The organism is Streptomyces sp. NPDC058001 (assembly GCF_042886315.1).
Lineage (GTDB): Bacteria > Actinomycetota > Actinomycetes > Streptomycetales > Streptomycetaceae > Streptomyces.
This window is the reverse complement of record NZ_JBHVQT010000001.1, coordinates 516309-529318: the sequence shown is the minus strand read 5'-3', so window position 1 is coordinate 529318 and position 13010 is coordinate 516309. Positions and strand designations below refer to the sequence as shown.

Here is a 13010-nt window from a genome sequence, read left to right as displayed (position 1 = left end):
GTAACAACTACAACGCACCGAAGGCTTCGTCCCGTTCCCCCGGGGGCGAAGATGTGGGCCACACCACGTCCGGTGATGCGGCGGGGCGTCCCTGTCTCCCGAGGACGGCACTGTCCCCGCGAACGACGGAACCCCGGGCGGTGGTTGCCGTCCGGGGCCCGAGTGGCCGCTGCGTACCGGTCGTCTGGCTACCGGTCGTCGCCCCGCTCCAACCCGCCGTCCCCGTCATAGTCCCCGTCATCATCCTCGTCCAGGTCCCCATCCGGCGAATCGGGGTCGTAGTCGATTTCCTCGCTGCTCCACGACGCCTGCACCAACTCGACGCCGGGGACGTCGTTGACCAGGTCGAAGGGGTCCACGACGTAGGCGATGGCCTCCGCCGACTCGCTCTGGACCACGCTTTCGGCGTGTGCGCGCTCGTCGGGACGAAGGGTGCCGTCCTCGACAATGCGCCGAAGCGCGTCTTTGGTCAAGGCGTCCGAATCCTGGACGTCCAGTACCAGATCGACACGGAGGCGTACATAGCGTGATGCTTCAGGTGTGCTCATGGCACGGAGCGTACGACTCGGTCGCCCCGTGACTTTCCCGCGACCCGCGGCTTTCACTAGCATCGCCCCACACGGCCAATTCGCCAGCGCCACAAGGGGATAGATATTCCGTGTCCGCCGCACGCCGCTCGTTGCTGACCGCCACCGCCGCCGGGACCCTCCTCGGCGCCCTGTGGTTCGTCCCGTCCGCGAACGCGACCGGGGAAGCGTCCCTCACGGCTGCCCAGAAGTCCCCGGCCACCACATCGGCCGCGAATGTGTCGGACGCCACGGTGTCGGACGCCGGGAACGGGGGCGCCGGGGACGCGGGCGCCGGGGACGACGGCGCCCGCCTCGCGGACACCGGAAGCTTCGACACCACGCCGTATGTCGTCGGCGGCACCACGTTCCTGTGTCTGGGCGCGGGATTCGTCGCCTACTCGGTCCGCAGGGCGCGCACGGTCGCGTACTGACCGCGTACCGCTGTTCCGGGCGCGCCCCTGCCGTCAGGCGAGCGGCCCGGTGACCCGCTCCGCCGCCTCCACGACACGGCCTTCGCGTACGAAGGTGTCGGCGGCGGCGAGGTCGGGGGCGAGGAAGCGGTCGGGACCCGGGCCCTGGACGCCGGCCGCGCGGGCGGCGTCGATCACGGCGCGGGACGCCGGTGCGGGGGTGAGACCTTCGCGCAGTTCGATCGCGCGGGTCGCCGCGTACAGCTCGACGGCGAGGATCCGGGCGAGGTGGGCGACGGACGTCCGCAGTTTGCGGGCGGCGGACCAGCCCATCGAGACATGGTCCTCCTGCATCGCCGACGAGGGGATCGAGTCGACCGACGCGGGCACCGCGAGCCGCTTCATCTCGCTCACCAGCGCCGCCTGCGTGTACTGGGCGATCATCAGGCCCGAGTCGACCCCGGCGTCGTCGGCGAGGAAGGGCGGCAGACCGTGCGAGCGGTTCTTGTCGAGGAGCCGGTCGGTACGGCGCTCCGCGATGGAACCGAGGTCGGCGGCGGCGATGGCGAGGAAGTCGAGGACGTACGCGACGGGCGCGCCGTGGAAGTTCCCGTTGGACTCGACGCGGCCTCCCCCAGAGCCGAAAGCCTGGGAGGTACCCCCAGGCAGGACCACCGGGTTGTCGATGGCGGCGGCGAGTTCGCGCTCGGCGACCAGGCGGGCGTGCGCGAGGGTGTCCCGGCCCGCGCCGGCGACCTGCGGGGCGCAGCGCACCGAGTACGCGTCCTGGACGCGGGGCGCGTCGTCCTGGTGATGCCCGGTGAGACCCGAACCCGTCAGTACGGCCAGCATGTTGGCGGCGGACGCGCCCTGGCCGGGGTGCGGGCGGATGGCGTGCAGCTCGGGTGCGAGGACCTTCTCGGTACCGAGCAGGGCCTCCAGGCTGAGCGCCGCGGTGACGTCGGCGGACTTGTACAGGGTCTCCAGGTCGGCGATGGCCATGATCAGCATGCCGAGCATGCCGTCGGTGCCGTTGAGGAGGGCGAGCCCTTCCTTCTCGCGCAGTTCGACGGGCGCGATGCCGTGCGCGGCGAGGAGTTCCCCGGCGGGGCGTACGGTCCCGTCGGGGCCCTCGGCCTCGCCCTCCCCCATGAGTGTCAGCGCGCAGTGACTGAGCGGCGCGAGGTCGCCGGAGCAGCCGAGTGAGCCGTACTCGTGGACGACGGGGGTGATGCCGGCGTTCAGAACGTCCGCCATCGTCTGGGCGACCTCGGGACGGACGCCGGTGCGTCCCGAGCACACGGTCTTCAGCCGCAGGAACATCAGCGCGCGGACGACCTCGCGCTCGACGTGCGGGCCGAGTCCGGCGGCGTGCGAGCGGACGATGTTGCGCTGCAACTGGGCGCGCAGTTCCTGACTGATGTGCCGGGTGGCGAGGGCGCCGAACCCGGTCGACACGCCGTACACGGGCTCGGGCTTGGCGGCGAGCGCGTCCACGATGCCACGGGCCGCGGCGAGCGCCGTGACGGCCTCATCGGACAGTTCGATACGGGCGTTTCCCCGGGCCACGGCGATCACGTCCCCCACGGTGGTCCCGCCGGTCCCCACCACCACACTGTGCATATCCATATTCAGGAGCGTACGCACTGAATCCCACCGTGTCACGAGGGGCGGTGTCGCTCACCCGGAACTCCCACCCACCGACGACCCCACCCACCCACCCGTATCGCGCACCGCGCCCTTCGCCCGACCGGCACCCACCCGTATCGCGCCCTGCACCCTTCGCCCCACCGGCGATCCCACCCACCCACCCACCCACCCGAATCGATCCCGGCACGTGCGAGGAGCCGCACCCCCACCCGAAGTGTGCACGGCCCCACCCCGCAGGGGTGATCTCCTCCCGTCGCCACGACGACGGTCGCCCCCGGGCAAGGGGCGATGGGGCGGAGCCCCTAGTCCTCTCGGCGGCTGCGGAAGCGGCGGCGTTCGCCGGCTGGAGGGGTCGGTTCGCCTGCCGGGGGGCTTGCGGCGTCGGCCAGGCGTACTACCGGGTCGTCCGGGCCTTCGCGGCCGGCCACCACCGGCCCGGCCGCGCGGGCGGCCTTGGCGCGGTACTGCGCGGCGTCGGCCAGCCGGAACAGACGGCGGGCGGACCGTACCGGCCCGATCGGGTCCCCCGTGGACGCGACCCCGCAGGCGACGCCCTCGCCGAGCTTCACGCCGGCCGCGCGCCGGCACAGTTCCTCCGCGACCCGTACCACCTCGTCCGCCGAAGGCCCCACCGCGAGCAGACAGAACTCGTCCCCGCCGAGCCGCGCGGCCAACGCGCCGGGCAGCATCGCCCCGCACAGCGACAGGACGGAGCCGAACCTCTCCAGGAGCCGGTCGCCGACCGCGTGACCCTGGGTGTCGTTGACCCGCTTGAGGCCGTTCAGGTCGCAGACGACGAGACTCACCACGGTGCCTTCGGAGCGGTGCCGGTCGACCGCCTCGTCCAGATGGGCGTCGACCGCGCGCCGGTTGGCGAGTCCCGTCAGCGCGTCCGTGTAGGCGAGCCGCCGCACCTCCTCAAGGCGTTCGCTCTGGGCGAGTCCGGCCCCGACGACGGAGGCGAGCACGGTGGCGAAGTCCGCGTCGCCCCGGTCGAACACCGGCTCCCCGGCCCGCCGGGCCACGTACAGCTCGCCCCACGCCCTCCCGTGCAGCACGATCGGCGCGACGACACAGCAGCCCCGGCCCCGGCGGCGCAGCGCGGCCACCCGCTGATGGCAGTAGCCCACCGGACCCTGGGCGGCCCCCTCCGAGGTCTCGACCCACGCGTTGGGCTCACCCCCCGCGGCCCACCGCTCGTGCAGGAACTCGGTGATCTCGGGAAACTGGTGCACGGGATACGCCTCGTGCTCCGGGAACTCCTCCTCGCCGGCGACCAGCTCCCCGGCGTTCACGAGGACGCTTAAACGGCCCAGCTCCCGCTCCCAGACGGACACCGCCGCGAAACTGCCCGCCAGCGCGCGGCACGCGCCATCCGCCGCGGCCCGCCAGGTCTCCTGTGGGGTGCGTGCCGCCGCCATGCCCTGCGCCAGCTCCACCACGGCTTGCAGCCGCACATCGTCAGCCATCCCAACAGGCTAGGGACGTTTACTACCATTTGGGACATTGTTGAGGCAAACAGGGCGTAATCTGTCACGCTAAGTAATCAGATCGGCCCCGTCGCCCAGTCGGGCATATGCGCCCGTCACTCGCCCGGCCACTGCGGCTTCCGCTTCTCGTTGAACGCCGCGACGCCCTCCGCCCGATCCCCCGAAAAGGCCACCGAGCGCCACGCGGCGTCCTCGACCTCAAGCCCGGCCCGCAGATCGAGCCCCTGCCCCAGCCGCAGGGCACGCTTGGCCGCACGCAGACCCACGGGTGAGTTCGCGGCGATACGGGCGGCCAGCGCCAGCGCCTCGTCACGGTCCTGGCCCTCGGCCACGAGCTGGTCCACGAGCCCCAGCTCACGCGCCTCGGCGGCCTCGACCCGGCGGGCCGAGAAGATCAGCTCGGCGGCACGGGCGGCACCGACCCGGCGCGGCAGAAGCTGCGTACCGCCGCCGCCGGGGATCACCCCCACGGAGACCTCGGGCAGGCCCAGGACGGCGGTGCCGTCGGCCACGATCAGGTCGCAGGCGAGGGCGATCTCGAAGCCGCCGCCGAGGGCGAAGCCGTGCACGGCGGCGATGGTGGGCACCGGGAGGTCCAGCACGGCGGTGTACGCGGCGCGGGTCAGCGGGCGCTGGCGGAGCAGATCGGCGTCCGTGAAGGAGTTGCGCTCCTTGAGGTCGGCGCCGACACAGAAGGCACGGTCATGGGTGGAGGTGACCACGACGGTACGGGCGTCGGGGTCCGTGGTCAGGGACGCGCAGGCCGCGGTGAGGGAGCGGGCCATGTCCGTGGACACGGCGTTCATGGCCTTCGGCCGGTCCAGGGCGATCTCGGCGACGTATCCGTGCCGCCGAACCACCACGAAGTCGCCGTACCGGCTCTCTTCCATACCGCCTCCTGTTAACGACCGTTACCCGGATCATGTCAGGGGCTGGACTCGCGCCGGAAGGGGCACCCGGCACCCGGCACCCGGCACCCGGCACCCGGCGGGAAACTACGTACGGCGCGTCAGGAGCCAAGGTTCCACGACCCCGAGCCCCCGCACGGGTCGCTGCCACATCGGCTGGAGGGCGAAGCGGTACGTGGGCGGCTCGGTGCCCTCCTTCTCGGCCGCCGTCACAGCCTCCGCGGCCTCGGACTCGGAGGCCGGCGCGTCCCCCGTCCGGGTCAGCTCCTCCGCGAACGCCCCGTCCACGAGGACCGCGTCCCGTGGCGCTATCGACGTGAGCCGGCTCGCCAGGTTCACGGTCGTACCGAACACATCGCCCATCCGGGTCGTCACGGTGCCGAAGGCGATCCCGACGCGCAGTTCCGGCATGGTCTCGTCATGGGCCATCGTCTCGATGAGCCGGAGCGCGATCTCGGCGGCGATACCGGCGTCGTCCGCCGCGTACAGCACCTCGTCGCCGAGGGTCTTGATCAGCCGGCCGCCGTGCGCGGCGACGAGGTCGGCGGCCGTGGTCTCGAACGCCTCGACCAGCTCGCCGAGTTCCTCCTCCTCCATCCGGCGGGTGAGCCGGGTGAAGCCGACGAGGTCCGCGAAGCCGACGGCGAGCCGCCGGTCCACCATCTCCTCGTCGTCGGCGGCCTGCACGACCCGCCCGGTGGCCGCGGCGAGCTGCCGCCGCCACACATAGACGAGGAACTCCTCCAGCTCCGGCAGCAGCAGCTCGATCAGCGGATACGTGACCTCGGTCCGGGTCATGCCCGGCTCGGGGGGCTCGGTCAGGCCCTCCAGGAAGGAGTCGATCTGCCACTCGGCGAGCCGCGCCGTGGTCTGCCCGGTGGAGCGGGCGACCTGTACGGCCATGGCCTCGCTGAGCAGTCCCGCCTCGACGAGACCGGCGAGCCGGCGCAGCGCGAGGACGTCGGCCTCGGTGAGCGCCCTGGCCTGCCCGATGTCGGCGAAGCCCATGGCCCGCCAGAACCGGGACGCCAGCTCCATGGAGACCCCGGCGCTGCGGGCCGCCTGGAACGGGGTGTAGCGGCGCTCGGCACCGAGGATGAGCCCTTCGAGGCGCAGCGCCAGCGGGTCGTCCCCCGAGTCAAGGTCCTCGGGCCGGTCGACCCGGTCCTCGGCCCGTCGGGCGGCGTCGGCGGCGGCGTCCGCCACGGGGTCCGAGGCGACGGGTTCCGGGGCGGCGGGTTCCGGGGCGTCCGGTCCCGCGCCGCCGGGATCGGCGTCAGGTGTGGTGTCCGTGCCAACATCCGCGCCCGGACCCGTGTCGTCACCGGTCACGCCTGCTGCCCTTCCGATCTGTCACGGTCAGAATGCGACCGGCCTCAACTGTACTGAGATACGTCTCACAGGGGAGCGGCGGGCACATCGGCCGACCTGCCTCGCGGCCGTCGGCCGGGGGTGTCCCCCGAAGAGACACAGTACGACAGGTGTGCCCTGGCTCACTCCGAAGTGGGGTCGGTGGGGGCCTGAGGCGCGGAGGGGCCCGCCGGGCGCAGATGGACGATGTCACCGGCGCCCACGGGCTGCTGCACACCGTCCCCGGTGGCCAGCACGAGCCGTCCGTCGCCGTCCAGGGCCACGGCCTCGCCGACCAGCACCCGGTCCCCCGGCAGCTCCGCGCGGACCGTGCGGCCCAGCGTCGTACATCCGGCGGCGTACGCCTCCTGGAGGCGGGATGCGACCGGGTCGCCACCGTGCGTACGCCACTCGCCGTACCAGTGCTCAAGCGAGCGCAGTACAGCGCGTAGGAGCGGGTCACGGTCTGTGGTGGCGGCGCCCGCGAGGGCGAGCGAGCCGGCGCCGGGGACGGGCAGCTCGTCGGCGTGCAGCGTCACGTTCAGACCGATGCCGACGACGACGGCGTTCTCGCCCGCGCGCTCCGCGAGGATGCCGCCGGCCTTGCGTTCCTCGCCCGCGACGGTCACCAGGAGGTCGTTGGGCCACTTGAGTGCCGTGTCGACGCCTGCCGCGCGCGACAGGGCGGTCGCGGTGGCGACCCCGGCGAGCAGCGGCAGCCAGCCCCAGCGGGCCACGGGCACCGCGCCCCCGGATGTCCCGGGGTCCCCGGGCTTGAGGAGGACCGAGAAGAACAGGCCCGAGCGGGCGGGCGCGGTCCAGCGCCGGTCCAGCCGTCCACGCCCGGCGCTCTGCGCCTCGGCGACGAGGACGGCGCCCTCGGGCAGCGCGTCCGCGCGCGCGGCGAGATCGGAGTTGGTGGAGCCGGTCGAGCCGACGATCTCCAGCGAGGTCCACAGGGAGCCGGGCCGCACCAGCGCGTGGCTCAGGGACCCGGCGTTGAGGGGCGGCCGGTCCAGGTCGGACCAGCGGTTGTCTCCGGCACCGGAGGCGGCACCTGAAGCATCTGAGGGCGTCATGCAACCCAGCCTAGGTGTGGTAAACGCCGCACTGCCGAACGGTATCCGCGCCGATACGCTACGACGCAGTAGCCGCCCGCCACCGCCGCACAGCCGCACGCCGAAGTCGCCGTTCACATCCTGCCGCAGGGAGCCGCACTCCGATGTCCAAGCCGGAAGAGCCCCGTACGACCGCCGCGGAGACCGGACCCTCCGAGTTCTCAGAGGTCCCGGCGTACGACATCCACACCACGGCCGGGAAGATCGCCGATCTGCTGCACCGGGTCGACGAGGCGACGCACGCGGGGTCGGCGCGTGCGGTGGAGAAGCAGCACGCGAAGGGGAAGTTGACGGCGCGTGAGCGGTTGGAACTGTTGCTGGACGAGGGTTCGTTCGTGGAGTTCGACGAGTTCGCGCAGCATCGGTCGACGGCGTTCGGTCTGGAGGCGAATCGTCCGTACGGGGATGGTGTCGTGACCGGTTACGGGACGGTGGACGGGCGTCCGGTGGCGGTGTTCTCGCAGGACTTCACGGTGTTCGGGGGTGCTCTGGGTGAGGTGTTCGGGCAGAAGATCATCAAGGTGATGGATTTCGCGCTGAAGACGGGCTGTCCGGTCATCGGTATCAACGATTCGGGTGGTGCCCGTATCCAGGAAGGGGTCAGCGCTCTCGGCATGTATGGCGAGATCTTCCGCCGCAACACCCACGCCTCCGGGGTGATCCCGCAGATCTCGCTGGTGGTGGGGCCGTGTGCGGGTGGTGCGGTGTACTCGCCGGCGATCACGGATTTCACGGTGATGGTCGATCAGACGTCGCACATGTTCATCACCGGTCCGGATGTGATCAAGACGGTCACGGGTGAGGACGTGGGGATGGAGGAGCTGGGGGGTGCGCGGACGCACAACGCGGTGTCGGGTGTGGCGCATCACATGGCGGGTGACGAGAAGGACGCCATCGAGTACGTCAAGTCGCTGCTGTCGTACCTGCCGTCGAACAACCTGAGCGAACCGCCCGCCTTCCCCGAGGAAGCGGACCTGACCCTCACCGACGAGGACCGGGAGCTGGATGCGCTGGTCCCGGACAGTGCGAACCAGCCCTACGAGGTGCGCACGGTTGTGGAGCATGTGCTGGACGATGCGGAGTTCTTCGAGACGCAGCCGCTGTTCGCGCCGAACATCGTCACCGGTTTCGGCCGGGTCGAGGGGCGTCCGGTGGGGATCGTCGCGAATCAGCCGATGCAGTTCGCGGGGTGTCTGGACATCGACGCGTCGGAGAAGGCGGCGCGTTTCGTGCGGACCTGTGACGCGTTCAATGTGCCGGTGCTGACGTTCGTGGATGTGCCGGGTTTCCTGCCGGGGGTGGGTCAGGAGCACACCGGGATCATCCGGCGGGGCGCGAAGCTGATCTACGCGTATGCCGAGGCGACGGTGCCGCTGATCACGGTGATCATCCGGAAGGCGTTCGGCGGCGCGTACGACGTGATGGGTTCCAAGCATCTCGGGGCGGATCTGAATCTGGCGTGGCCGACCGCGCAGATCGCTGTGATGGGTGCTCAGGGCGCGGTCAACATCCTGCACCGGCGTACCATCGCCGCGGCCCCGGAGGGGGAGCGTGAGGGGGTGCGGCGGCGGCTGATCCGGGAGTACGAGGACACGCTCCTCAATCCGTACACGGCGGCCGAGCGCGGCTACATCGACGCGGTGATCCTGCCGTCCGAGACCCGCCGTCATGTGGTTCGGGGGCTGCGCCAGCTCCGTACGAAACGGGCGTCCCTGCCGCCGAAGAAGCACGGCAACATTCCCCTCTGAGGAGCACTCCGATGATCAAAGTCGTACGGGGCAACCCCACCCCGGAGGAACTCGCGGCGGCCCTGGCGGTGGTCCAGGCCCGAGCGGCAGCGGCGAACAGGCCGGAGGGCGAGGCACCCCCACCCCCGGCGGCCTGGTCGGACCCGGCAAGGGTGGCCCAGCACCGCACCCCGCCCCCGGGCCCGCAGTCGTGGGCACGCACCTATTGGCCTACGTAACGGCTGGGCACCACGCACAGTGCCGGGTGCGCCTGAAGGTACGGGAGGCAAGTTGAGTACCGGTACTCAGGCGCACCGGGTCGGGCCGTCCCACCATGGGACCCATGTTGTGGTCCGACCCGGAGAACAAGCCCCCCAAGGAACTCCGCGACACCCAGACGATGTTGCGCAGAGCGGGCGTCCTCCTGGCCCTGGCGATGATCGTCGCGATGCTCGCGATCGGCTTCCGACTACCCTGACCCCATGACCGCTCAGACCCGCCGCCGCCATCTGATCCTGGCCTCCCAGTCCCCCGCCCGCCTCGGCCTGTTGCGCCAGGCGGGTCTGGCCCCCGAGGTGATCGTCAGCGGGGTCGACGAGGACGCGGTCACGGCACCGACCCCCGCCGAACTGGCGCTGGCCCTCGCGGAGGCGAAGGCGGGCGTCGTGGCGGCCCGCCCGGAGGTGCTGCGTGCCCAGGCGCTCGTCGTCGGCTGCGACTCGGTCCTCGACATCGACGGCCAGGCGCTCGGCAAGCCCGCCGACGCGGAGGAGGCCACCGCGCGCTGGAAGGCGATGCGGGGCCGTGCGGGCACCCTCCAGACCGGCCACTGCGTCTACGACACGGTGACCGGCCGGCACGCGTCGGCGACCGCGTCGACGGTGGTCCGCTTCGGTGAGCCGTCCGACGCCGAGATCGCCGCGTATGTCGCGTCGGGCGAGCCGCTGCACGTCGCGGGCGCGTTCACGCTCGACGGCCGTTCGGCGCCGTTCATCGACGGAATCGACGGCGACCACGGCACCGTCATCGGCATCTCGCTGCCGCTGCTGCGCCGCCTGCTGGCCGAACTGGGCGTGGGCATCACGGACCTGTGGGACCGGTCAGCCGCGGCCGACGACGGTCAGACCGGCTGAGGAGCCCCGCCCTCGGCAGTCCCCTGGCCGGGGGTCCCGCCGGTCGCGGCACCCTGCTCCGCCGCCCCGCCCGGGGCTTCGTAGGCCATCAGGGTCAGAACGATCAGGCCGAGCACGATCATCATGAACACGAACGCCGACCACCCGACGATCCCCACGCAGAACGCGCCGAGCGCCCCGTGCACGACGGCGGCGCTGATCAGCAGAATCCGCCCCAGGCCCGACGGGCCGCGGTCGCGCAGCGCCGTGAAGAGCAGGACGAGCCCGCACAGCGCGAGGTAGAGCCCGAAGAGGACTCCGGCGATCCAGGTCGAGACGGTCATCGCGCGCGGGTCGAGTCCGGCGAGCGACATGTCCTGACGGTCGACGACCATCCCGAGGAACCAGTTCAGCAGCGCGATGCCGACCGCCTCCAGGAACAGCACGACGGCGCCGACCAGCGCCACCCAACGACCCAACGGCACTGGTCTGCTGCGCACCACAGCGCCCCACCCTCTTCCGGCTGCTGTTACCCCTAGTACGTTCACGACAACGCGAACGCTACTAACCGGTAAACCCTGGGACAAGAGGTCGCGCACCCGCAAAGATTCATTGGGCCATTCGTAGGGACTCCACAAAGAATCACGATCAGGGGCGGCACGCTCTCATAGAGACCTTGACCACAGGACAGGCATAAGGTTCCGAGGAGGAATCCTGCGTAACGCGGTCCGACAAGGGGTTTCACTGGTCGAGCGAGCCTCTAGTCACACTCCGTGTGGGCAAGCTCACCTTTGGGGACGGGTCGATAGGCCGTGTCGGCAGTCCCTAAACTCGGCTTGTTTCAAGGAGGGAGCCATCGTGCGCAAGGTGCTCATCGCCAATCGTGGCGAAATCGCTGTCCGTGTGGCCCGGGGGTGCCGGGACGCGGGGATCGCGAGTGTGGCGGTGTATGCGGAGCCGGACCGGGACGCTCTGCATGTCCGCGCGGCGGACGAGGCGTTCGCGCTGGGTGGTGACACCCCGGCCACGAGCTATCTCGACATCGGCAAGGTGCTCCAGGCCGCCGCGGACTCCGGCGCCGACGCCGTGCACCCCGGTTACGGGTTCCTGTCGGAGAACGCGGAGTTCGCCCAGGCCGTACTCGACGCCGGACTGACCTGGATCGGACCGCCGCCGCAGGCGATCCGCGACCTCGGCGACAAGGTCGCCGCCCGGCACATCGCCCAGCGCGCCGGCGCCCCCCTGGTCGCCGGCACCCCCGACCCGGTGTCCGGCGCCGGCGAGGTCGTGGCGTTCGCCCGGGAGCACGGGCTGCCGATCGCGATCAAGGCCGCCTTCGGCGGCGGCGGACGCGGCCTGAAGGTCGCCCGCACCCTGGAAGAGGTACCCGAGCTGTACGACTCCGCGGTACGCGAGGCCGTCGCCGCGTTCGGGCGCGGGGAGTGCTTCGTGGAGCGCTACCTCGACAAGCCCCGGCACGTGGAGACCCAGTGCCTGGCCGACGCGCACGGCAACGTGGTCGTCGTGTCCACCCGGGACTGCTCGCTCCAGCGCCGCCACCAGAAACTGGTCGAGGAGGCCCCCGCCCCCTTCCTCACCGACGAGCAGAACGCCCAGCTGTACGCGGCGTCCAAGGCCATCCTGAAGGAGGCCGGCTACGTCGGCGCCGGCACGGTGGAGTTCCTGGTCGGCGCGGACGGCACGATCTCCTTCCTGGAGGTCAACACCCGCCTCCAGGTCGAGCACCCGGTCACCGAGGAGGTCACCGGCATCGACCTGGTCCGTGAGATGTTCCGCATCGCGGACGGCGAGGTGCTCGGCTACGACGACCCGCCGGTACGCGGACACTCCTTCGAGTTCCGCATCAACGGCGAGGACCCGGGCCGCAACTTCCTGCCCGCCCCGGGCACCGTCACCCTCTTCAGCCCGCCCGCCGGACCCGGCGTGCGCCTGGACGCAGGCGTGGAGTCCGGCGCGGTCATCGGCCCGGCATGGGACTCCCTGCTCGCCAAGCTGATCGTGACCGGCGCGAGCCGGGAGCAGGCGCTCCAGCGGGCGGCGCGGGCGCTGAACGAGTTCCAGGTCGAGGGCATGGCCACGGCGATCCCCTTCCACCGCAAGGTCGTGGCGGACGAGGCGTTCACCGCGGCGCCGTTCCGTATCCACACCCGGTGGATCGAGACCGAGTTCGCCAACGACATTCCCGCGTTCACCGTCCCGTCGGACACCGAGTCCGACGAGGAGCCGGGCCGCGAGACCGTCGTGGTCGAGGTCGGCGGCAAACGCCTCGAAGTCTCCCTGCCGTCCTCGCTGGGCATGTCCCTGGCCCGCACCGGCCTGGCGGCGGGGGCCCGGCCCAAGCGGCGCGCGGTGAAGAAGTCCGGCCCGGTCGCCTCGGGTGACACCCTCGCATCGCCGATGCAGGGCACCATCGTCAAGGTCGCCGTCGAGGAGGGCCAGGAGGTCAAGGAAGGCGACCTGGTCGTCGTCCTGGAGGCCATGAAGATGGAGCAGCCGCTGAACGCCCACCGCACCGGCACCGTCAAGGGCCTCGCCGCCGAGGTCGGCGCGTCGATCACATCGGGCGCCCTCATCTGCGAGATCAAGGACTGACCCGTACCGGGATCTCAGCGATGCCCCGGGCCCGATCGAACTCCGGTCGGGCCCGGGGCGTTT

General features: G+C 71.4%; 13 protein-coding genes. 6 read left to right on the top strand and 7 right to left on the bottom strand.

Going from position 1 to position 13010, the window contains the following annotated elements; translation table 11 throughout:
• Positions 1-188: 188 nt before the first annotated feature.
• On the bottom strand, positions 189-548 hold the full coding sequence (locus ACFVT5_RS02535; protein WP_389880580.1) for a hypothetical protein: 360 nt from the start codon (positions 546-548) through the stop codon (positions 189-191).
• A 110-nt stretch (positions 549-658) separates the two neighbouring features.
• Here ACFVT5_RS02535 and ACFVT5_RS02530 point away from each other — a divergent pair, with 110 nt between their 5' ends.
• A complete protein-coding gene (locus tag ACFVT5_RS02530; protein WP_389880578.1) occupies positions 659-1000 on the top strand; it encodes a hypothetical protein in 342 nt (113 codons plus the stop codon).
• A 33-nt stretch (positions 1001-1033) separates the two neighbouring features.
• Here the strand turns inward: ACFVT5_RS02530 and hutH are convergent, their stop codons facing one another.
• The 5 genes from hutH to ACFVT5_RS02505 all read right to left on the bottom strand — a co-directional run bounded on the left by hutH (position 1034) and on the right by ACFVT5_RS02505 (position 7456).
• Entirely contained in the window at positions 1034-2602 is a 1569-nt protein-coding gene (hutH, locus tag ACFVT5_RS02525; RefSeq protein ID WP_389880992.1) for a histidine ammonia-lyase, read from the bottom strand.
• A gap of 329 nt (positions 2603-2931) precedes the next feature.
• Entirely contained in the window at positions 2932-4098 is a 1167-nt protein-coding gene (locus tag ACFVT5_RS02520) for a diguanylate cyclase domain-containing protein (RefSeq protein WP_389880576.1), read from the bottom strand.
• A 116-nt stretch (positions 4099-4214) separates the two neighbouring features.
• Positions 4215-5009 (bottom strand): enoyl-CoA hydratase/isomerase family protein, encoded by a 795-nt coding sequence (locus ACFVT5_RS02515; RefSeq protein WP_389880574.1) that lies wholly within the window; start codon positions 5007-5009, stop codon positions 4215-4217.
• A gap of 105 nt (positions 5010-5114) precedes the next feature.
• Positions 5115-6359 (bottom strand): adenylate/guanylate cyclase domain-containing protein, encoded by a 1245-nt coding sequence (locus ACFVT5_RS02510; RefSeq protein WP_389880571.1) that lies wholly within the window; start codon positions 6357-6359, stop codon positions 5115-5117.
• Positions 6360-6520: 161 nt separating this feature from the next.
• Entirely contained in the window at positions 6521-7456 is a 936-nt protein-coding gene (locus ACFVT5_RS02505; RefSeq protein WP_389880569.1) for a biotin--[acetyl-CoA-carboxylase] ligase, read from the bottom strand.
• Between the two features lie 143 nt (positions 7457-7599).
• Between ACFVT5_RS02505 and ACFVT5_RS02500 the strand changes: the two genes are divergently transcribed.
• From ACFVT5_RS02500 to ACFVT5_RS02485, 4 genes are all read left to right on the top strand, one after another.
• The gene (locus ACFVT5_RS02500; RefSeq protein WP_389880567.1) at positions 7600-9243 is read left to right on the top strand and encodes an acyl-CoA carboxylase subunit beta; all 1644 of its coding nucleotides are present in this window, start codon (positions 7600-7602) and stop codon (positions 9241-9243) included.
• 11 nt (positions 9244-9254) lie between these two features.
• Entirely contained in the window at positions 9255-9461 is a 207-nt protein-coding gene (locus ACFVT5_RS02495; protein ID WP_389880564.1) for an acyl-CoA carboxylase epsilon subunit, read from the top strand.
• Between the two features lie 104 nt (positions 9462-9565).
• Positions 9566-9700: a morphogenic membrane protein MmpB gene (gene mmpB / locus ACFVT5_RS02490; RefSeq protein WP_389880562.1), complete on the top strand. Its 135-nt coding sequence runs from the start codon at positions 9566-9568 to the stop codon at positions 9698-9700.
• Between the two features lie 4 nt (positions 9701-9704).
• A complete protein-coding gene (locus ACFVT5_RS02485; protein ID WP_389880559.1) occupies positions 9705-10355 on the top strand; it encodes a Maf family protein in 651 nt (216 codons plus the stop codon).
• On the opposite strand, the gene ACFVT5_RS02480 is transcribed toward ACFVT5_RS02485, so the two are convergent.
• Positions 10343-10834: a hypothetical protein gene (locus ACFVT5_RS02480; RefSeq protein WP_389880556.1), complete on the bottom strand. Its 492-nt coding sequence runs from the start codon at positions 10832-10834 to the stop codon at positions 10343-10345. The two genes, ACFVT5_RS02485 and ACFVT5_RS02480, sit on opposite strands and share 13 nt — an antisense overlap.
• 358 nt (positions 10835-11192) lie before the next feature.
• Between ACFVT5_RS02480 and ACFVT5_RS02475 the strand changes: the two genes are divergently transcribed.
• Entirely contained in the window at positions 11193-12947 is a 1755-nt protein-coding gene (locus ACFVT5_RS02475) for an acetyl/propionyl/methylcrotonyl-CoA carboxylase subunit alpha (RefSeq protein ID WP_389880554.1), read from the top strand.
• The last annotated feature ends 63 nt before the right edge of the window (positions 12948-13010 follow it).